Raw genomic sequence first — 21,043 nt, forward strand, 5'->3', positions numbered from 1 at the left:
GTAGCGGTTTAAAAATATAACTGAATAGCGATGGCGGCAATTCACATTTGTAACCAGCTAATCAGTCAGTATTACTTATTACATTTATTTTTTTCTCAATTGCTTCATGATACTTTCATTCAAATCTTCACGATACTTGGAGACATATGTTTTAGCGTTTGCTACGAGTTCGTCAGCAAACGATGCTACGTCCTCCCCAGTAATGTCAAGCACTTGTCTGCCTTCCGCTGCACCGGCTTCAAACAAATCGATTAATTCATACTGTATGTGCAGCATATCCATTCCATTACCCGCTGAGAAATTCCACATGTAGTTTTGAATTTTCTTAAACACAAACTGATAGTCCTCTGGCAGTGCTCCAACACGTGCCATCATCATTTTGTACTCTTTTTTATCACCAATTAATTTTTTGAACATTTCCAACATCTTATTTTCCTCCTTTTTTATAAAGCAGAACAAGAAACTCTTCAAATATGAGTCGGAACATTTTATATTATGAGGCTAGTTTGACTTCAAGACGTTAATTTTTGAAGATACAAAATCCCATTTTTCCCAAAATAATTCAAGCTCCTGACGGCCATCCTCATTTAGTGAATAAAACTTACGAGGCGGTCCCATATCTGATGGTTTCTTTTCAATATTCACAAGCTTTTTCTTTTCTAATCGTACGAGGATGGTATAAACTGTCCCTTCCACGACTTCGGTAAACCCAAGATCATTCAGGTGGCGGGTAATCTCATATCCATACGTTTCACGACGGCTGATGATTTCCAGCACACACCCTTCCAGTGAACCTTTCAGCATTTCAGTTAAATTTTCCATGTTCTGATCCTCCTTTACCCCCTATTCTGTCTGACTTATATTCAGTATCACAGAGTACTAAGGCGATTTTTTTACTGAATAGCTCTTGAGTAAAATCAGACTATTCAGTATTACTTATTACAACTACATTGTATGACTAAGTAGTTGTAGATGTCAACTCATTTTCAAAATTTTTCTAAAATCCACTATTACCTATAGTTTACTGAAAATATTTTGAGAAACAATACTACTCAGTATCACCTATTACAAGTACATTGTATGACTGAGTAGCTGTAAATGTCAACTCGATTTTTTATATTTTTCTAAAATCAACTATTACCTATTAGATACAGGCGATTTTCTTTTTGAAGAAATTTCGCCACATACCTATCCCGTTAAGAAAAAAAAATACCCCAAAACAAAAATGTAGAATTTTTATTTTGGGGCGCCATACTATATCGAAGTTAATGAATACGGCTAGCTCTTCTTATTAATAAGACAGATTATCCTTTTGTTACGATAACATCATATCCATATCTTCTGCTGCAGTTGTAATCAATTTTAAACCGAATGTTTCTTGTAATACATCAAGCACGCTAGGTGAAATAAATTCAGGAGCCTTTGGACCGATACGGATATCTTGAATTCCAAGACTAAATAGCCCGAGTAAAATAGCAACCGCTTTTTGTTCAAACCAAGATAGGACAATACTCAATGGCAATTCGTTTACTTCACATTGAAAAGCATCTGCTAAAGCAGCCGCTATTTTCAATGTAGAAATTGAATTATTACATTGTCCTAAATCAATGTAACGCGGAATCTCCGTACCCGGTACAACCCCATAACTTACATCATTAAAGCGGAATTTCCCACAAGAAGTTGTTAAAATTACCGTTTCTGGTGGAAGTGACGTTGCTAATTCACGATAATATTCCCCGCCTTTTCCTGGAGCATCACAACCTGCGATGACAAAGAAACGCTTAATCTTTCCTTCTTTTACTGCCTCAATAATTTCTGGGGCTAATGATAAGACTGTATTATGATGAAACCCTGTTACTAACTGTTCATCCGAATCTATATGTACTTCTGGAAGTTCAAGCGCTTTTTGAATCAATGGTGTAAAATCATCATTTTCAATTTTTTGTACACCCTCTAAACCTGCAATATCATATGAATAGAATCGATCAGAATATGATCCTTTAATTGGCATCACACAGTTCGTTGTAGCTAATATTGCACCGGTAAATTTTTCGAAAAGTCGTCGTTGATCATACCATGCCTTACCAATGTTTCCTTTTAAATGTTTATATTTTTTGAGCTGCGGATATCCGTGCGCTGGTAACATTTCAGAATGCGTATAAATATTAATTTCTTTTCCTTCTGTTTGCTTTAATAATTCTTCTAACGCAAATAAATTATGACCAGTAACTACAATTGCCTTACCTTCTACATGGTTTTGCGTAATTTGAACAGGCTCTGGAACACCAAAGTGATTCGTATGTGCCTCATCTAATAATTCCATCACCCGCAAAGCTGATTTCCCAACTTTCATAGCCATATCAATATGTTCTTGTTCATTAAAATTAGAATTTGTTAATGTCATATATAAAGCTTCTTGCGTTGTAGCATCTACAAATGCATCAGTATACCCTAGCTGAGCAGCATGCGTACGATAAGCCGCAATTCCTTTTAACCCAAACACAATCGTATCTTGTAAACTTGCAATTGTTTCATTTTTACCGCAAACACCTATCACTTTACATCCACCTGTCGGCGTTTGTTCACATTGATAACAAAACATTATCATCCCACCCTCTCCCAATCATTCCTTACAACCTAAGCATAATACCCATTGATGAAAAGGGATGTGATATCAATCACAATAATATGTATAAATTTGTGACAGTTCACATTGTTGACATAATATTTTTACTGTCTTCTGATATTAATACTTGCGCATGATCAATTATTTGCATAATATATCAGCGCACTTTTAAGGAATACAAAAATCATACCCATCTAATATTTCACAAAATTTCCCTTGCTGATGGTACAATTAAAATTATGGAGGGATAATATGGTATATATGATGTTTTATTATGGGATACTATTTCTTATACTCGGTATTGCAGTATTTCTGTTTATTATGGCCGGGTCACGAAAAATTAGGGATAAAAAACTTTCATTCGTAATGATCGGTTTAGGGATAAATACACTTGCAAGTCCAGTGGCACTTTTTATAGGGGTGATGGCAACAGATTCTCCATATAGTACTAGACTTGATTTTTGGAAAGGATTTCTCTTTATTCAAGGAATACCTCTTTTCTTACTACTTATAGCTTTCATTTGGTGGTTTATTCGCCCGCCCAAAGTAAAAGTTTCAACGAGTATTGAAAAAGATCTTGAACAAAATATTAAAAGTACTAAGAAAAAAGCGACACGAGGCCGTCCCGTTACTGCCATACGTATTTCAATTCCAATTATTTTATTAGTAGGCTGTTTTTCTTACTTTTTGTATTTACAGGACATCACACTTAAAAAAAGTCATTCTCCGAATAATATAAATACGATTAAAGTAGTAAAAAAAGATTCGGACTCTACTCATGGTCCCTCTCCAGTCAGAATTAAATACGGTTGGTCGGAACATTTGGACACAAGTATTGCAAATGCTGGGGAACGTCTCGATTCTTCAAACGTTTCAATAGATTGGAAAAACGACTATGAAGCAACGATAACGCTACGCGGAAAAGAAACAGTACCTGAAGTTGTGGAATTTAATGTATCAGATAAATCCAGTAGTTCTGTTTTTAAGAAAGTACAAAAAGTGGTCAGTTCCTTTACCTTTCAAAAAAGTGAATCTCCAAATCTAATAAATATTATCGAGTTTAGGGAAACAATAAAATCAAAAGGACCAAGTCCCAGTTCAACTGTAAGAATCTATTATGGGAAAAGAGGTAGCATTTTAGAAAAATATAAAGAGGTCACTCTTAAGGAAATGTATACGACAGAGAACTTCAATATCAATTGGAGAAACGATGAACAAGTACAGGTAGATGTATTAGAGGAAAATGTAATAACAGCTACCATCGTGATTGATTTGTCAAAGTAAATTTATTTTTCACATGTTATAACTGTTTCCTACATGGCACACGAGAAATACATAGTATATACAACTAAAAAGATTTATAGACATTATGAGCAACCTCTTTCTTTACAATACATTTACACTATCTTTACATTGTTTACATTATTTATATGATATATTTATATAGAAACTACTTAAGAAATTTCATGTACATTTTATCTTTATGATTTCTTATCTGATTGATAAAAAGATCATGTTATATTTTTATAACAGGGGTGAACTAGGATGACTGAAACATTAAAAACACTTATAATGCTTGATGTTACTTACGTTGTTATAGCAATTATGACGGTACTGGTATTTGTATATTTGGAATTAAAATCTCAGTAACGTATACAGGCGTAATTGATAGCTTCGCATTTAAATATAGCTAGAAGAAAGCGAGGAGGAAATTGTTTCCCCTCGCTTTTATATTCCAACAGTTTCTTATTTCAACAAATCCAATGTATGTAAAAGTAATCCTCTGTCCCCTACTTCTCCATGACCAGGCACTACTAAGTTCATATTTCCATATCGGTTCAACACATTCTCAATTGATATCGACCATTCATTTACATATGCATCAGCAACATTCCCTAAATCTTTTGCCCCCGCAGATTTCACTAAACAGCCTCCTGCTAAAATGTTGTATTGCGGTAACCATACGACAATATTATCTTCTGTATGTCCTTTCCCTGGATAGAACGTTTCTACTTTCATATTTCCAAACTTCAAATTCGTAATTGTTTGTAAGTCTCCAAGTGGTTCTTCATATCCATTTTTCTTTGCTAATTCCGCAGTTAATGCTGTACTATGCGCTTTAATACCTCTTTCTTTCAACGTTTGTATTCCGCCAATTCGATCAGCGTGCGCATGTGTAATAATAACATCCGTTACGCGCTTCTTAAATTTCTTTTCTACCATCTCTATTAATTCTTTCGTTAACTTATCATCCCAAGAAGAATCGACAAGTACTAATCCTTTTGAAGTAGTAAGAACTAGACCGTTCGAAGGAACTGCTTCTCCGTTAAAATAACCTAACTCCGTATGAACCCATACATTTTTGTTTAACTGAGAAAGTGAAATAGTTCCTGTCTCATTTTTTATTACTTTGTGCTCTATCATTCGTTCTGCTTGTACAGAGGAAATTGTACTAACAAATTGAGTTGTTCCTAGTAAACTAACACATACCCCTACTTTTAATAATGTATTTTTCATTTTCTCCACCCTTTCTTTCAAACGAAATAGTTATTACCTATATTAGACAATTCATCTCAAATGTTTGTTCCATCTTTTCTTACATATTTTTCATGTAATTAATAAAAAAGCGTACAACATTCTGTACGCTTCAAAACTTAATCGTTCATTCCATAATTCTTAAATTCTTCCTCATTCCCATAAAATACATTCAAATCAATATACTTTTCTTTCCCGTTATACCCTCTTAACCTTCCACGATTTGTGTATTGCCAAAACGTCCAATTTCTTTCATCCGATAAACTCGGTTTTGTAAGAACACTACGAATCCATATATCACATTCGGGATATGCATCTTTTATGTACAACTCATACGCCTCTTGAGTTGCATACAATATTACTTTCTTGTCATAATGTTTTTCTAGCATTTTTACCATTACTGTCAACTCTTTCTCAACATCTTCACGCTGAGGTGGATTATCTTTTTTATTAGCATAAAACTCAACATCAATTACCGGTGGCAATGCTTGTTTATGTTTTGGAACGGTTCGTATATATTGCTTTGCTTGCGTTTCACCTTTACTATCAAAACTAAAAAAATGATACGCTCCGGTGCGCATACCTGTCTTATTTGCATTCGTCCAATTTGTCGAAAAGTACTCATCCACAAACGCACTTCCTTCAGTAGCCTTTATAAACGCAAACTTCATATTTTGCTTTTCTAACTCTCTCCAATCTATCTCTCCTTGATAAGACGCGACATCTACACCTTTTACCTCATACTTGTCCGCACTGAATTGATTCGGAATGAATATACCTTGAAAAACTAAATAGGCGACAACACCCATTACACTAATTAAGGTGAAAACTCCTCCTATAATAAACTTCTTTTTCATTCATATCCCCCATCTTTACACATTAAAATTCTACTTACCATTCACGTTTTTTATTAATCATCATTTTTTCTTCAAACGCCTTCTCTAAATCAATATTTAATTTATTCGCTAAATCACATACATTCCAAATTACATCAAACATTTCTAAACCAATCTCTCGTTTCGAATCTTGTATTTTATCACGCTTTAATATAACTTCCGCTAATTCACCTAATTCCGCCATCGCATACATCGTGCGTTCTTCAATTGTTGTATGTTGAAACCCTTTTTCTTTACTAAAACTTGCTACATATCTCTGGAATTCTGAAATATTCATACTTAATCTCCCTTCTTCACAAATGCCATTTTTCTATTACACTTAAAATCAAAACTGTATTTTGTTAAATTATAACATTCATACTATAATTTATTTATAGTCCATTAACGGAGGTGTTTCTGGTGACTCTCTTCGCGTATCCATCATTATTTATACTAGCAATCATTTCATTTGCACTAGCTTATTTTATTGAGGTAAAACAATACACTTGGCTCTTATCAGGATTCAATGAACGCCGTGTGCTAGATAAAGTGAAGTTATCAAAAATAGTTGGTCTTTATAATTTAACTTCTGGTGTTATTGCCACAATTGGCAGTGTCTTCATTACTCCTAATGTTAAAATTATATTTCCCAACATTATTATTGGCCACGTTATAATCGCTGCTTATGTAAATACACGTATGGTTCAGTAAAAAAAGACCATCCAATTGGATGATCTTTTTTATAACTTATCAACATATTGCTTCGCTTCTAACAATGAAAATCCAAAAGCCTCTCTTACTCTCTTAATTGCTGTAACTGTTTTTCCTTCTTCCACAAGCTGGCGTAATTCTTTATTAATTTCAGGTTCTCTATCTACAATTCCCATTTCTTTCGAAATTAATTGTAATCTATCTTCCATCTTCTTTAAACGCGCATCCGTTTTCTTTTCGATTTTATTTAATTTTTCAACGATATAAATAAACCCAAAAATCGCTATCGGTATGATCATCCAAAATTCCATGACTATTCCTCCTCATTAGCTTTCATTTGTTTTATTTCACTAATTTATGTAAATTTTACCACATGACACATTTAATGTATAATAGTAATATACAACACTATTGATAAAAACTTTTATGCTAGGGGGACACTTCATGAAAAGATTTTTGAAGACATTATTACTATTTGTAGTTCTTTCAATCGTATTACATGTGCTATTCGATATAACTGGTTGGCTCCTTTTCAAAGCACCTATTAAAAATAAAGAAATATTTATTTCCTTTATAACAGCTACATGGCTTATGTACATGTACCGAGATAAATTCCTTCAATTTTTACCTCGAACTTACTTAAAATAAAAAAAAACACTTCATCAACAAAAGATGGAGTGTTTTCTTTTATTCCCTCTTTCTCTTAAAACGCACCTTTTTATTCCATTCACTACACTTCTCTTTATCTACTAATGTATAATAAAGTTAATATTCTGTTTTATCAGAAGGGAGATACTATGAACTTATTAAGTAGAAATATATCCAAGCAAATGAAACAATATTCCGTTTCCGGGTTAAGCCTTGCCGTTATACGTGACGGTAGACTGGATGAAGCGACAGCCTACGGAACACTTGAGTCTGGAACAACTAGAAATATTACTACAAATTCCATCCTCAATTCTTGTTCTATTAGCAAATTCATCACCGCAATGCTCGTACTAACATTATCAGATCAAGCAATCGTACATTTAGATGAAGACGTAAATGATAGACTCACATCTTGGAATATCCCTACCAATCTATTTACTTCAAAGAAAAAAATCACTTTACGAAATTTATTAAGTCATCAATCTGGAATTACTGATCCTCCTAATAGTTTTGAACCTTATACCCTCGCAAAAGGACTACCTAAAATGTCCGAACTCCTTGCCGGTGATACATTATATTGCCCAGTACCTATAGCAGCAACTTATAAACCAGAAAGTGAATTTCACTACTCAGACGCAAACTTTTGTATAATCGAACAACTACTAGAAGATATTACAGGAAAATCATTTAGTCAGTTACTAGAAGAATTTATCTTCCAGCCACTACAAATGAAAAATAGTACACTCTTCTCTCCCGATGTCATAGATAAAACCGATGATTTTGCTTGTGGACATAATAAAGATGGCACCGTTACAAATGAGAAGTATCCATTTTACCCATTCGCAGCAGCTTCAGGCATTTGGACAACACCAACAGACTTATCAACTTTAGTAATTGAAATCATTCATTCCTTACAAGGAAAGGGCAAACTAAAACTTTCTCAAAAAACAGTACAAGACATGATTTCTCCTCAAGGTTGCTCAAAATGGACTGGACTAGGTGTTTTTCTAGATGATTCTAACGAAGACTTACAAATTTATTCCCTTGGATGGGGCGTGGGATTTCAATGTATGATGGTTTGTTATCCACATAGAGGTAATGGAGCTGTTATTATGACGAATTCCGATTTAGGTGTTCATCAAATGAAGGGCATCATTGGTGAGGTTTTAAAAACGTTATCCTTATAATGAAAAGAAAGAAGCTGTTCCTTCCAGCTTCTTTCTTTATCCCGCTATTTGCCGGGCAGTAAGACCGATTGGTTCAACTAATAATCAGTGGGGGATGAAGAACCCCCACTGATTAAAGTTTCACTTTATATAACATTTTTCGCAACAATTTTTATATGTTCTGGTGCGATAATTTCCGTTATACTTTCTTGGAAATCTTCATGCAACAGTTCTTCAATATGTTCTAACTGCACTTCGACATGTGTGCATTCTAAATTATGTATGTTTAATAGTGCATAATGATCTTTCTTCTTAATTACTAAATATTGATTTTCTTCTGTTACGAGTATCGATCCTAATCGTACTCCTAGTAAGCGTTGATCATCAAACTTCATAATTACTTCTCCTTCCCTCACATAAATGAAATCAAAATGAAAATAATTATATTTATGGATAACACTCTTTTTTAGACTATATCATAATTTACTAGAATATAAATATCATTTTTCCTTTTAATAAAAATTCCTATTCTTTCATATATTTCAATACAAAAAACTTTCTCAATACAAAATTAGAATTTTCAGTTTTTATTCTTATGAAAATCTATTATAATAAAGTTAATAAATGTTTGACCTCTCCTAATTCATGTACATATGGATGATCAGTAGTTGCTGCTACTGATCTATTTTTTTGATTTCAGAAAGTAAATACGCTGCATCCTTTCCTACACCACAAATAAGTGCAGAGCCCCTTTGAGATTGCCACGGCAAACCGATATAATATAATCCTCTTACGGGACTTATTCCCTTTACATGATTAGGAAATCCTTTCTCATTCACTGTCTTTTCTATTTCAATCCAGTTATAACCTGAAGCAAAACCAGTTGACCATATAATACTTTCTGCACTATATGTATCACCATTCTGAAACATAATATTATTTTCTGATGCACTTACTACTTTTTCCTGTAGTTGTATTGCTCCATTACGAATAAGTTCCTGACCTTCAAAACCAAAAATAGGATCCTTCCTCTTTTGAAACCATTTTCCCCTCTTTGTATTTACTTCAGCGTACAATAAACCCAATTTTTCTAACCAATTAAAAATGCTCTTTCTAAAAAGATGTAACGGTAGAAATGTTAAAGGATGACTGATAGACATTGTAACTTCATGAGTTTTTGCAAGTTCTACTGCGATTTGCATTCCTGAATTCCCACCACCTACTACTAGTACTTTCCCCTTAGGAATTTGCGGTGGTGATTTATATTGTGATGAATGTCTTTGAAAAACATGCGATGAAAGACGTTGTGAGTATGAGGGGATATACGGTTGCTGAAAACCACCTGTTGCGATAACAACCTTTTTTGATTGTAAAGTTTCTCTAGGAGTATGTAATTCGAATATATCTTTTTCTTTCTTTATTTTTAAAACTTCGGTTTGCAATTGGACCGGTAATTTAAAGTGCCTTGCATATTCTTCTAAATAGGTTGCAATTTCATCTTTATGTGGTAATTCATTTTTCCCACCTATTAATGCCCTCCCCGGCAAACTACTGTAAGACCTTGGGGTAAAAAGTTGCAAAGAATCATATCTGTTTCTCCATGAATCACCAATTCGCTTTCCTGCCTCAAGTAATAAAAAATTATATCCTTCTTGCTTCAAGTAGTATCCCATTGTTAATCCAGCTTGACCAGCTCCAATAATAATTAGGTCTTTCACTCTAATCCCTCCTTCTTTTATACATATGAATACTTGTTCATGTATTCATATGTTTCCGTAATCATAACATTTTATTTTTATATAATTCAATATCTACTCAAAATAAAAAAGAGCAGTTTACTATAAAGTAAACTCCCCTTCATTCTATCTTCCCAGTCTTTAGCGCCTGTGCCCAGTCATGTCTTTCCTGTTGAGCAGCTAATCCAACAGCTTCTTCCCAATTATAAGGAACTGAAATTTGTTCAATTATCCATTCTCCCAAAACCTTTTCTATCACTACATATTTTGCGTGCGGAGTTCCTGACTCCATTTTATGCATAACAGGTAATTCATCTTTGTATGCTGGAAGTCCTACACTCCCTGGATTTATAATAATCTTTCCGTTTGCTAAATAAACAACTCTAGGAATATGCGTATGACCGCATACTATTATTTTCTGCTCAATATTTTGGAGTTGGTCCATTATATTTTTTTCATTCTTTAATACCGCACCACTTTCATTCATCTCTTCTAACAAATACACCTCATCTGAAGTAGGTGTGCCATGACAACATAACATATCATCTACAATAAATTGTGAAGAATGCTGTTGTAACCAATCTATATGATTTTTTGTTAATTGATTTTGGACAAAAGTTAGTGTAGCAGACTGCTCTTGTATAGATTCCCAAAGCATGCGATCACAATTCCCCTTAATATGTACCATCTCGTTATTCATTAATATTTCAATTGTCCCTAAAGGATCTAACGGCCCATACACGCTATCCCCTAAATTTATTATCATTTCGACCTTACGACGCTCAATATCTTCTAATACAGATTTTAAAGCGTGACTATTCCCATGAATATCCGAAATTATCGCTATTTTTCTGTTCATTGTTACACCTACCTTGATAAATTATTTATGTCATCTCAATTTCTAAACCCGCTCCTCATAAAATATAATTCTATTTAAAAACGGATCAATCACAGTTGATTCCATTGTATCCCAAGGTGTTCTCTCTATATCAGGTTTTGAATAAGCATAATCTTTACTTGATAAAATAGCATAATAACTTTTTAAATCCTCTATTTTCACCCGAATCGCACCGCCTGGTGAAGCATCCCCATGATGTTCTGATAAATGTATCACAGCATCATGTAACGAAATTTGCATATATAATGGCATATTCTCCTCATACCGATGTTCTCAATCCAGTTTAAATCCTAAAAAGTTAAAGTAAAACAACTGAGCTTTTTCAATATCAAAAATTCTAAATATAGGTGTAATCATTTATAATCCTCTCCTATTTATAAACATCCGCAGCCAATTCTCTCAAAACATCCACGTTTACTACTTCAAAGCAACCATTATTTTTCTTGATTATCTCTTTATCACAAAAAATATTCAAAGTGCGCAATAAATGCCGATAACTCGTTCCTAACAATTCAGCTGTTTCCGTTAAATTCCCACTAAACACAATTCTATTTCCATGCTGAGCCGCTCGTTCCCCTGCTGCTAACATGTAACTCGCAAGTCTATTTTCAAGTGGATATAGTAAATTAATTGTACTATTTTTTGAAAGACGATTTAATTTATGTGCTAACGATCCGCAAATACATCGTAAAAATTTCGCATCATGAAATAATTGGTTTCTCACTTTCCCTAAAGGTAAACCAACACAATACGAATCAGCCATTACTTGTACGTTTGAAGCAGTCTTTTGAGAATGAATTAACTCCACATCTCCTAGTAACTGCAAACTATCATAAAAACATAATAATACCGATTTCCCGTTACTTAATGTGTTAAACGCTTTCGCTTTTCCTTCAACAAAAAAATATAAATAATCTATCTCTTCATTTTCTCTACAAATAAACTCATTCTTTTTAAAAAATAAAAGTTCCAAATATGGCTTCATATCATTACTAAAAAATGAGTCAATATTATTTTGTTTCATATACTCTGCTAATTTAATAGAATTACATACTTTCTTCATAGTTCCCCCACCTTTACAACCTATCCCCATTGTAATTAAAATTTTCTTCTTCCACTATGACATATGTCATAGTAATACACAATTTCAGCATGATACAGTCATTACAAATATGAAATATAAAGGGGCTATTACATTGTATAACTTTCTTTCTGTCTTTATTGGTGTGCTCATCGCCGTTATGCTTCCATTGAATGGGATTTTATCTGAGTTAATTGGCAAGTACACAGCGAGCGTTGTCATTCACCTTGTCGGTTTAATTGCAGTTATTTTCGTTTTAATCATAAACAAAAATAAAATCCATTTTGATAAAGGTATTCCACTTGTTTTATATAGCGCTGGAGCGATTGGGGTGTTCACTGTTCTTTTTAATAATATAAGTTTCTCCGCCCTTGGTGCCTCTATTACAATCGCATTAAGTTTACTCGGTCAATCCATTGCTGCAATTGTTATTGATCACTTCGGCTTATTAGGAATGAAAGTTGCAAAGTTTGAAAAGAAAAAACTAATTGGATTATTATTCATCTCTTCTGGGATTATAGTCATGACAATTTATTAATGGGGGTAAGAAAATGTTATATATTTGTATCGCTATTTTAGCTGGTGTTTCTATCGTTGTTGCTAGAATTATTAACGCGAATTTAGCAAAGAAAATTGGGAATTGGGAAGGTACATTTTTCAATTATATTACTGGATTATTTTTCTCTATGATATTTTTAATTTTCAGTTCAGATTCATTTTATATTCCTAGTCATACGTTGCGATCTATTCCTATCGCTGTATACTTAGGCGGATTAGTAGGCGTTATCGTTATTTCATTATCCAACTATATTACTCCTAAAATATCGGCATTTTATTTAACGTTACTCATCTTTATCGGACAATTATTTGCGGGGACTATCATTGACTTCTTCCTGTCAAACGAACTCTCAACTGGAAAAATTATCGGCGGTGTTTTCGTATTAATAGGGCTTACTTACAATTTACTTGTTGATCGCCCTATTAAAACTGTGCCTAATAAACACGTTCAACTATAATACTTTGCGCTTACCTATCATATATTAATAGAAAAGCTCTTCACACGAAGTAATAGAGAGGAGAATACCCTATTAAGAAAATCATTTTATTGATAGGTAGCGCATTAATTATTTTTGGGACCGTATGGTTTTTAAACTCTGGAAAATCTATTCAAGATCTCTATACAGCAAGTAAACCAAAAAAGAAAGCTACTATTATTTCAACTCAAAGAGACCCAGATGCACCTCCTGTTTTTTTAGGGAAACAGGAAATAAAAGATATACATGTAGAGTCAATTAAAACAAAAAAATCTATCTTCCTTACAAAAACAGATGAATTAAAAACATTCATTAACAGTATGAATACAGCAAAAAAAGGCGATTTAACGCTAGATGAAGAAGGTTCTGATCTAGTAGATTGTAACATGTGGATTACTTTCCAAGATGGGACTTATAAACAATATTTAATTTGGATAGTAGATAACAACAGTAGTGAAATTATGATTGCTCATCAAAACAGTCCTGATGACATAGATCTTACTTATTATCAATTAAATGAAGGCAATTCGAAAAAAGTATATAGCTTATTTAAAAAGATTATATAAAAGAGAAAGTCATGGGCACATTAGCTCATGACTTTCTCTTTTATATATATTCAGGGAACACTTTACAGCTCTTTTCCTGCTCTATATCATGTCCGAAGAAAACAATTGGGTTTTCTTTCCTCACAACTTCTTTTAAACGCTTAATTGAAGATAAAGCTAACTCCGAATCAACCCCCGCGAACGGCACTTCATCTTCAAAATTTTCTTTCGTATACGATGCATCGATCGTTAATAACACTGGGCCAGAGTTCTCCGTCTCAATGAATAGCGACTGATGCCCTGGAGTATGTCCTGGTGTATACAATAGTTGAACACCTGATACGACCTCATAATCCCCTTCAATGATTTTGTAGTTTAAATTCGGCAATATACATTCTTTCATATATTCTTCTCTATGCTGCGCCGCCTCGTATTCAGCACGCTGTACAATGATTGGTGTATTTATAAAAGCACCATTTCCTCCTGCATGATCAAAATGCAAGTGAGAGCTAATAATATAAAGAAGGTCTTCCGGCTCATACCCTGCACGCTTTAAAATATTTACAATTCTATCTTCTTCAGTCATTTTCGGTAAAATTTGCCCCTCAACAAATGTACCGTTAAAAAGACCTTCATTATTAACCGCACTTTCTGGCATGCCTGTATCTACTAAAATAGGTCCTTCTTCTGTCTCCAATAAATAACACCATACTGGTAAGTTCAATAAATTCCCCGGTGTGAGCGTACTATTAACAGAGGAATGATCTAACATACAACGACCAGCTGGCACGAAATAAAGCTTTTTTACCGTCATTATGTATCCACCTTTACATGTAGTTTTGAATGAAACAATACAGTAAAGAATTCCTCCCATTAGAAATAAAATCCTTCTCACCTTTCATTATTCCAGCTATTATTTTGAGTTGTTCACAACTTTTCATTATATTGACAATTACTATTTATTACTCTCCTAGCAGTCGAGAGTAATAAAACAGCTGTTTGTATTTTGAAATAAAGTTCGATGATTTATAAAACATCCTATAAGGAATACAGAAACAAACAATAGTTTAAGAATGAAAAAAATACACGCTTAAACGAATTTTATATATAAAATAACCGACTACCTATATGCTGAGAAAAGGAGTCGGCTATTTTGCTTGTTATTATTCATTTACAGGCTCTTATATGCGGCGAGCAATGATTATAAAAGATGATATGCTATTTTATTTCACTGAAATATTTCCATTATGCGTGGTTAATTTAATTAGATTTTCTCCCTTTCCAATAATCGCATTACCTTTATATTTATCCAGGATATTCGCTCTGCCATTATCGACAGAAACATTAAATTGAACATTAGTTGGTTTTTTTTCGGTTTCAATATTGATTTTTCCATTGTGAGTCGTAAAATTAAGATTTCGATCAAGTTCAGTTGTTTTAAGAGTAAGACTTCCATTCTTAGATTGCCCCTCTATTTCACCTTCCACATGATCTAGCATAATTCTTCCATTATTCGATTTCACATGAATATTTTGTGCCATTATATCTTTAAAGTCCATAATTCCATTGTTTGCTTCTGCAATAACTTTTTGCGAATTGATTTCTCTTAATTCAACACGCCCATTGCTTGTATTGATATTAAAATTTGTTGCGTTTAGTTTTTTGGCAGAAACGTAGCCATTATTATTGGAAACTTTTAATAAATCATATTGTTTTTCAGGCAGATAAACATTTAATGTTAATGGGGCCAATACTTCGGAAATGTTGAAGTTGAACCAGCTCTGTTGTTTTTCTTTGTAAGAAATGAGAAGCGTTGAATCTTTCTCATCCGTAGCTAACGTTCTTTTTATGTTAGGACTAACTTCCCCATCTAATGTTACTTTAATGTTACTATCTGTTGTAGGATTGATGTTAACACGAACGTTATTCGTATCGATAATGACGCTTGACACATTATTATTGCTAATAACCTTTTCTTCTGAAATTGGTACTGCAGCAATTGAACGATAAGTGAGTAGACTTCCTACAATTCCAATAATGAAAATAATAGCTGCAATGATGGAAAATTTCTTTTTATTTATCATGCTTAAAACCACCTTTTACTAGTGCTATATTGAACTTTAAATAACGAACAAATCCATTCTTTGCTAACTTCGTTAAAAATAACATAGCAATTACAATGAAATATCCAAGCCCACAAAGTGCTAAAGAAATGAAAAGGTTAAAAAGCAAGAATGTATTTGGATGCAAAATAGTATCTACAATAACAAACAGTGGTGAACCTAAAAATGAGATTCCTAGAACCCATCCCGAAAAAATCAATGCTGCTAATGTAATTGCAGGTCCAAGCACTATTACTAAATTGAAAAACCCTAATCCAATTACTGCCCAAATTGCCCGAAAAACATTTCCTGTTGTTGCACTTGCTGTTACTTTCTCAATATGATAATCTGCTAATAACTCTTTGGCGATTTGAGCTGGAGAACCTAATGAAGCTACAATTTCTTCTTCACTTTTACCTTCCTCTAATCCGAAGGTAAAATGTTCCTCATAATCTTTTAAAATATCTGCACGCTCTTTTTCAGATAATCTTTTTAGAGATGCATTTAATTGTTGTAAAAATTTATTTTTCGTCATTACGTACACCTTCTTTTATTAATTGATTGACACCTTGTGAGAACTCATTCCATTCCTCCAAAAGTTGGTACAAATACGTTCTACCTTTATCTGTCAGTTTATAATACTTCCTTGAAGGCCCTTCTGAAGACTCCTGTAAATACGTTGTAAAATATTCTTCTTTAGTTAATCTACGAAGTAGAGGATACACAGATCCTTCTGATATTTCAATTTGATTGGAAATACTTCGAACTAATTCATACCCATAACGGTCTTGCTTATCGAGTAAGACAAGCACACAAAGTTCTAAAACTCCTTTTTTAAATTGTACATTCAATGTTCGTTCACCCTATTCTAATTGACTTTCACTACTGTTTATTATTCAGTACCATTTTATAATAAGTAACTCATAAGTATAATATACCACTCAGTATTGTTCATTGCAAGGTACACTGGAAAAATAAGTATAACTTAAAAATAATGTTACAACGCTTATAAAATCAAAACGATGGCTTTCCTCTTTCAATGAAGACATTTTAAATGATGTTTAATCAAGCTCTTTATAAAATAGAAAGGAGTCCGCTTTTTTACATAACGACACTTTACCTACTATAATAAAAAAGAACAGACTCTTATTTTAATGGAGGGAATACAAATGAAAGCAATCGGTTTACATGAATACTTACCTATTGAAGAAGAAAACAGTTTAATTGATATTGAAGTTGAAAGACCTGTTGCCACAGGAAGAGATATACTTGTAAAAATTAACGCTATTTCCGTTAACCCAGTTGATACAAAAGTTCGATCTCCGAAAGATAAAAAAGAAGATGTAGCAAAAATACTTGGCTGGGATGCTAGTGGTGTTGTCGTGCAAACAGGCGAAGGTTGTACGTTATTTAAAGAAGGCGACGAAGTGTTTTACGCTGGAAGCATTACAAGGCAAGGTACATACAGTGAATACCATCTAGTTGATGAAAGAATTGTTGGTAAAAAACCAAAAACGTTAAGTGATGCTGAATCTGCAGCAATTCCTTTAACAGCCATTACCGCATGGGAAGGTTTATTCGAGCGTTTAGGCATTGATTATAATAAAAAAGATACGAACTCATTTAAAAATATTTTAATTATCGGCGGAGCTGGTGGCGTAGGTTCAATTGCCATTCAATTAGCTAAATGGGCTGGACTGAATGTAATCGCAACTGCATCCCGCAACGAAACAATACACTGGGTTGAAAAATTCGGTGCCGATTATATTGTTAACCATCACCAACCTTTAAAAGATCAAATATTAGAGTTTGGGCTAAAAGATGTAGATTATATCTTCTGCTTAAACAATACAGATCAACATTGGCATGCAATGTGTGACATCATTAAACCACAAGGAAAAATTTGCTCTATCGTAGAAAATGAGCACCCTCTTGAGATGGGCATTTTAAAAAGTAAAAGCGCCACACTAGTTTGGGAATTTATGTTCACAAAAGCGATGTATGAAACTGGCGATATGATTACGCAGCACGAACTATTAAATAAAGTGAGTGAGCTATTAGATGAAGGTATCCTTCATACAACTTTAAACGATACGTTAACACCGATACATGCAGAAAATCTAAAAAAAGCACATGCATTGCTTGAGAGTGGACGTACAATTGGGAAAATTGTATTAGAAAAGTTTTAATAAAAAAGTCCGATTTCTAAATATGAAATCGGACTTTTTTACCTTTATTTACTTGAAATCCCTTGATCATCTTGAGCGTCTAACGGAGCTCTCTTCCCTATTCCGAAAGCATAGAAACTAATTGTTACGATAGCTAAGAAAACAATACCTACAATTAGTGAAATACGAGTATCATCGTTAAACCACATACCGATTAATACCATAATTAAAAAGGCAATTGTTAAATAGTTTGTAACAGGAGCAAATGGCATTTTGAATGGATGATCTTTCATCTCTGCTCCTTTTTCTTTTCTAAAATTAATTTGACTAATTAAAATGACGAACCATGGCACCATACCAGGAAGTACACTCGCGCTATATACATATACGAATAAGTTTTTCGGTGCGATATAACTTAATACAACACCGACCGCTAGACCGATAATTACGCCAACTGTTCCGAATAAAGGTACACCATTTCCAGAAAGTTTCGTGAAATATTTCGGTGCTTGTCCATTTACACCTAACGTATACAGCATACGTCCAGCACTATAAATACCACTATTACAACCAGACATCGCTGCTGTAATAACAACGAAGTTAATAAGTCCCGCTGCTGCCGTAATACCAACCTTCGCAAAAGTTGCTACGAACGGACTACCAATTGTACTTAATTGATCCCACGGATACACAGTTACAATAACGAAAATAGCACCAATATAGAAAATTAGAATACGCCAAATTGTACTTTGAATTGCTCTTGTAAGTGTCTTCTTCGGATCTTTCGCTTCACCAGCAGTAATCCCGATTAATTCCACACCTTGATACGCTCCAACTACAAGTGATAATGCAAAGAAGAATCCTGAAAAACCACCTGTAAAGAAACCGCCATTTGCCCAAAGGTTTGATATACCAATCGCTTCTCCGCCGTTACCAATTCCGAAGAAAATAAGACCAAATCCAGCAATAATCATTAATAAAATCGTAACGATTTTAATCATCGCAAACCAAAATTCAAATTCACCAAATGATTTAACAGAAATTAAGTTAGCTGCACCAAGAATAACCATTGCGATAACACCCGGTATCCAGGCTGGTAAATCTGGGAACCAATACTTCATATACGCCCCAACTGCGATAATCTCTGACATCCCAACGATAACCCACTGGAACCAGTTACTCCACGCTGTCATATAACCAGCTAACGGGTGAATATACTTATGACCGAACGTCGCAAATGAACCTGTACTTGGCTCCATGTACAACATTTCTCCCATGGCACGCATAATGAAGAAGATAAAAATACCTGCAATTGCATAAGCAAGCATTACTGACGGACCTGTCCATTTAATCGTGCTGGCTGATCCCATAAACAAACCAACACCAATTGTTCCGCCTAAAGCAATCATTTGAATATGACGTGCTTCTAAACCTCTTTTCAATTCTTTGTTTGCCACTTCACTTCCCCCTCTTAGATGATTCATAGCCGCATTTTAAAACAAGATGCTTTCCCCTAATTCCTTTCGGCCCTGAAAATGATGAAGCAAACGTCATTTTACACTAGCTTTAAAGCTATCCTAAAATCGTTTTTTGCCCCTAACAAAATTCTCAAAACCTTTCATCTTCCAATATTCTATAAATCTTAAAATTACTTATTTTATATTAATTCATTTATCTGAAAAATTCAATTATTTTTTCAATAAATTAATATGCATGATTACGTTTAATTTTTAACTTAATTAGAAATAAAATACATCTATTCAATATGATTCTAGTGTAAATGTTATTACAATATAAATAACCGAGGAAAGCATTTCTTCCTCGGTTTTATACAGCATGTACTTCAATATTTATAGTTGATAACGTCATTGTCCATCATTTAAATGAATTACATTTCCATCTCACCTGGAAATATAATATATTAGTAAAATTACATACCATATACATCCTTCGCACGGACTTCCTTATCAAAGCGAACGAATTTACTCTTTACTTCCATTCCAGCTGCTTCGTATACGCGAGGTGCACCTGTAATATTCTCAGAATCTACATTTAGATGGACCTTTAAAATCCCTTCTTCGTATAATTGACCGAATGCGTGATGTAACAGCGCTAATCCCAATCCTTGTTTCCGCTTAGAACGCCTTACACCTAAGTGAGTAATTTCTGCTTTATTATCAGCACCCTTTTTACTAAAGACAAAACCAACTACTTCATCCTCAACCATCGCCAGTGACCATAATGTAGGATGAAACCCATCTCTTTCTGTACGCTGCAAAAACTCTTCTAACGTAGAAGGATGCGAATTCCAGTGGTCTGCAAATGCTTCATTAAAAGCTTGATGTAATCTTCCATCATCTAAACCTAGTATGTAATGTCGCACTGTAACACCATTTGGCCATATTGGTGATGGAATATCTTTCTTTAATTCAATCCCCATCCCCCACCATATACGAGTTGGGATAAATCCATCTTCTTCTAATACTTTTTCCTCATAGAAATTATTTGCTTGTGTTACAATCGTGCCATTCAAGCAAGACGAATTACTTACAAGCCCCGTAGCACGCTCTTCAAGCTTTGACCATATTACATGTTCAATTCCTTGATTTATATAATCAGGGTTTACAAATACAGCAGATGGAAACTGCCCTTCATTCCCTGTCAAAATTCCATAAGCGATTATTTCTTCTTCATTCATAACAACATAAGAGCTTTTACTAACATCAATACCTTTCCATGAGTTATTAATATCCTCTACCGTTGTATCAACTTCACCGTAAATGGCTTGATCATAAATTGTACATAGTTTTAAAATTTGTTGTAAATCTTCTTGTGTAGTTGCTTTAACATTTAGTTTATTTACTAAGTTTCGCATGCATTCCACCTCATTCTAATTGAAAATTCGAACCTTATCGCAA

Annotated in this window: 24 protein-coding genes and 2 pseudogenes; 8 read left to right on the forward strand and 18 right to left on the reverse strand. The window is 33.8% G+C overall.

Features of this window, described 5'->3' with window-relative positions:
• Positions 1 to 84: 84 nt before the first annotated feature.
• The 3 genes from LUS72_RS16700 to hcp all read right to left on the reverse strand — a co-directional run bounded on the left by LUS72_RS16700 (position 85) and on the right by hcp (position 2,602).
• Positions 85 to 426: a DUF1048 domain-containing protein gene (locus LUS72_RS16700; protein ID WP_000891991.1), complete on the reverse strand. Its 342-nt coding sequence runs from the start codon at positions 424 to 426 to the stop codon at positions 85 to 87.
• A gap of 75 nt (positions 427 to 501) precedes the next feature.
• Positions 502 to 822, reverse strand: coding sequence for a PadR family transcriptional regulator (locus tag LUS72_RS16705; protein WP_000429485.1), 321 nt, complete (start codon positions 820 to 822; stop codon positions 502 to 504).
• A gap of 493 nt (positions 823 to 1,315) precedes the next feature.
• Positions 1,316 to 2,602: a hydroxylamine reductase gene (hcp, locus tag LUS72_RS16710; protein ID WP_097832603.1), complete on the reverse strand. Its 1,287-nt coding sequence runs from the start codon at positions 2,600 to 2,602 to the stop codon at positions 1,316 to 1,318.
• A gap of 276 nt (positions 2,603 to 2,878) precedes the next feature.
• On the opposite strand from hcp, the gene LUS72_RS16715 reads away from it, so the two are divergent.
• Complete coding sequence (locus tag LUS72_RS16715) at positions 2,879 to 3,910, forward strand: MFS transporter (protein WP_264447357.1); 1,032 nt, start codon at positions 2,879 to 2,881, stop codon at positions 3,908 to 3,910.
• Between the two features lie 462 nt (positions 3,911 to 4,372).
• Here the strand turns inward: LUS72_RS16715 and bla2 are convergent, their stop codons facing one another.
• From bla2 to LUS72_RS16730, 3 genes are all read right to left on the reverse strand, one after another.
• Positions 4,373 to 5,143 carry a BcII family subclass B1 metallo-beta-lactamase gene (bla2, locus tag LUS72_RS16720; RefSeq protein WP_097832601.1) on the reverse strand — a complete coding sequence of 257 codons (771 nt, stop codon included), beginning with the start codon at positions 5,141 to 5,143 and terminating at the stop codon, positions 4,373 to 4,375.
• Positions 5,144 to 5,280: 137 nt separating this feature from the next.
• Positions 5,281 to 6,018: a glycoside hydrolase family 25 protein gene (locus tag LUS72_RS16725; RefSeq protein ID WP_097832600.1), complete on the reverse strand. Its 738-nt coding sequence runs from the start codon at positions 6,016 to 6,018 to the stop codon at positions 5,281 to 5,283.
• Between the two features lie 34 nt (positions 6,019 to 6,052).
• On the reverse strand, positions 6,053 to 6,334 hold the full coding sequence (locus LUS72_RS16730; protein ID WP_097832599.1) for a MazG nucleotide pyrophosphohydrolase domain-containing protein: 282 nt from the start codon (positions 6,332 to 6,334) through the stop codon (positions 6,053 to 6,055).
• Positions 6,335 to 6,456: 122 nt separating this feature from the next.
• Between LUS72_RS16730 and LUS72_RS16735 the strand changes: the two genes are divergently transcribed.
• Positions 6,457 to 6,747, forward strand: a complete 291-nt coding sequence (locus LUS72_RS16735) for a DUF3784 domain-containing protein (RefSeq protein WP_264447362.1) — start codon at positions 6,457 to 6,459, stop codon at positions 6,745 to 6,747.
• A gap of 29 nt (positions 6,748 to 6,776) precedes the next feature.
• Here LUS72_RS16735 and LUS72_RS16740 read toward each other — a convergent pair whose 3' ends face one another.
• Positions 6,777 to 7,058, reverse strand: a complete 282-nt coding sequence (locus LUS72_RS16740) for a hypothetical protein (RefSeq protein ID WP_097832597.1) — start codon at positions 7,056 to 7,058, stop codon at positions 6,777 to 6,779.
• Between the two features lie 133 nt (positions 7,059 to 7,191).
• Here LUS72_RS16740 and LUS72_RS16745 point away from each other — a divergent pair.
• Together LUS72_RS16745 and LUS72_RS16750 are read left to right on the forward strand one after the other, a co-directional pair.
• Positions 7,192 to 7,382 (forward strand): annotated as a pseudogene (locus LUS72_RS16745) (hypothetical protein); the annotation flags it as partial.
• A 162-nt stretch (positions 7,383 to 7,544) separates the two neighbouring features.
• Positions 7,545 to 8,582, forward strand: a complete 1,038-nt coding sequence (locus LUS72_RS16750) for a serine hydrolase domain-containing protein (RefSeq protein WP_264447365.1) — start codon at positions 7,545 to 7,547, stop codon at positions 8,580 to 8,582.
• Between the two features lie 125 nt (positions 8,583 to 8,707).
• Here LUS72_RS16750 and LUS72_RS16755 read toward each other — a convergent pair whose 3' ends face one another.
• The 5 genes and pseudogenes from LUS72_RS16755 to LUS72_RS16775 all read right to left on the reverse strand — a co-directional run bounded on the left by LUS72_RS16755 (position 8,708) and on the right by LUS72_RS16775 (position 12,258).
• A complete protein-coding gene (locus LUS72_RS16755; protein WP_000666936.1) occupies positions 8,708 to 8,956 on the reverse strand; it encodes a hypothetical protein in 249 nt (82 codons plus the stop codon).
• A gap of 279 nt (positions 8,957 to 9,235) precedes the next feature.
• Entirely contained in the window at positions 9,236 to 10,279 is a 1,044-nt protein-coding gene (locus LUS72_RS16760) for a flavin-containing monooxygenase (protein WP_264447369.1), read from the reverse strand.
• A gap of 139 nt (positions 10,280 to 10,418) precedes the next feature.
• Complete coding sequence (locus LUS72_RS16765) at positions 10,419 to 11,156, reverse strand: metallophosphoesterase family protein (RefSeq protein WP_097832593.1); 738 nt, start codon at positions 11,154 to 11,156, stop codon at positions 10,419 to 10,421.
• A gap of 42 nt (positions 11,157 to 11,198) precedes the next feature.
• A pseudogene (locus LUS72_RS16770) lies at positions 11,199 to 11,552 on the reverse strand (glyoxalase superfamily protein).
• A gap of 13 nt (positions 11,553 to 11,565) precedes the next feature.
• On the reverse strand, positions 11,566 to 12,258 hold the full coding sequence (locus LUS72_RS16775) for a cyclic nucleotide-binding domain-containing protein (RefSeq protein ID WP_264447372.1): 693 nt from the start codon (positions 12,256 to 12,258) through the stop codon (positions 11,566 to 11,568).
• Positions 12,259 to 12,367: 109 nt separating this feature from the next.
• Between LUS72_RS16775 and LUS72_RS16780 the strand changes: the two genes are divergently transcribed.
• From LUS72_RS16780 to LUS72_RS16790, 3 genes are all read left to right on the forward strand, one after another.
• On the forward strand, positions 12,368 to 12,814 hold the full coding sequence (locus LUS72_RS16780; protein WP_071747543.1) for a DMT family transporter: 447 nt from the start codon (positions 12,368 to 12,370) through the stop codon (positions 12,812 to 12,814).
• Between the two features lie 13 nt (positions 12,815 to 12,827).
• The gene (locus tag LUS72_RS16785; protein WP_097832591.1) at positions 12,828 to 13,292 is read left to right on the forward strand and encodes a DMT family transporter; all 465 of its coding nucleotides are present in this window, start codon (positions 12,828 to 12,830) and stop codon (positions 13,290 to 13,292) included.
• Positions 13,293 to 13,381: 89 nt separating this feature from the next.
• Positions 13,382 to 13,876 carry a hypothetical protein gene (locus tag LUS72_RS16790; RefSeq protein ID WP_097832590.1) on the forward strand — a complete coding sequence of 165 codons (495 nt, stop codon included), beginning with the start codon at positions 13,382 to 13,384 and terminating at the stop codon, positions 13,874 to 13,876.
• 40 nt (positions 13,877 to 13,916) lie between these two features.
• Here the strand turns inward: LUS72_RS16790 and aiiA are convergent, their stop codons facing one another.
• The 4 genes from aiiA to LUS72_RS16810 form a co-directional block, all read right to left on the reverse strand.
• On the reverse strand, positions 13,917 to 14,669 hold the full coding sequence (gene aiiA, locus LUS72_RS16795; protein WP_097832589.1) for a quorum-quenching N-acyl homoserine lactonase AiiA: 753 nt from the start codon (positions 14,667 to 14,669) through the stop codon (positions 13,917 to 13,919).
• A 409-nt stretch (positions 14,670 to 15,078) separates the two neighbouring features.
• Positions 15,079 to 15,939 carry a DUF4097 family beta strand repeat-containing protein gene (locus LUS72_RS16800; protein ID WP_264447378.1) on the reverse strand — a complete coding sequence of 287 codons (861 nt, stop codon included), beginning with the start codon at positions 15,937 to 15,939 and terminating at the stop codon, positions 15,079 to 15,081.
• Entirely contained in the window at positions 15,929 to 16,492 is a 564-nt protein-coding gene (locus LUS72_RS16805; protein ID WP_097832587.1) for an HAAS signaling domain-containing protein, read from the reverse strand. The genes LUS72_RS16800 and LUS72_RS16805 overlap by 11 nt, the downstream gene beginning before the upstream one ends.
• Positions 16,479 to 16,808 (reverse strand): PadR family transcriptional regulator, encoded by a 330-nt coding sequence (locus tag LUS72_RS16810; protein ID WP_002137567.1) that lies wholly within the window; start codon positions 16,806 to 16,808, stop codon positions 16,479 to 16,481. The genes LUS72_RS16805 and LUS72_RS16810 overlap by 14 nt, the downstream gene beginning before the upstream one ends.
• A 318-nt stretch (positions 16,809 to 17,126) precedes the next feature.
• On the opposite strand from LUS72_RS16810, the gene LUS72_RS16815 reads away from it, so the two are divergent.
• Positions 17,127 to 18,146 (forward strand): zinc-binding alcohol dehydrogenase family protein, encoded by a 1,020-nt coding sequence (locus LUS72_RS16815; RefSeq protein ID WP_264447383.1) that lies wholly within the window; start codon positions 17,127 to 17,129, stop codon positions 18,144 to 18,146.
• Positions 18,147 to 18,190: 44 nt separating this feature from the next.
• On the opposite strand, the gene LUS72_RS16820 is transcribed toward LUS72_RS16815, so the two are convergent.
• Both LUS72_RS16820 and LUS72_RS16825 read right to left on the reverse strand, forming a co-directional pair.
• Entirely contained in the window at positions 18,191 to 19,582 is a 1,392-nt protein-coding gene (locus LUS72_RS16820) for an amino acid permease (RefSeq protein ID WP_141533444.1), read from the reverse strand.
• Between the two features lie 473 nt (positions 19,583 to 20,055).
• Positions 20,056 to 21,000 carry a GNAT family N-acetyltransferase gene (locus LUS72_RS16825; protein WP_097832584.1) on the reverse strand — a complete coding sequence of 315 codons (945 nt, stop codon included), beginning with the start codon at positions 20,998 to 21,000 and terminating at the stop codon, positions 20,056 to 20,058.
• Between the last annotated feature and the right edge of the window lie 43 nt (positions 21,001 to 21,043).

It is taken from the genome of Bacillus cereus (assembly GCF_025917685.1).
Classification (GTDB): Bacteria; Bacillota; Bacilli; order Bacillales; family Bacillaceae_G; genus Bacillus_A; species Bacillus_A cereus_AT.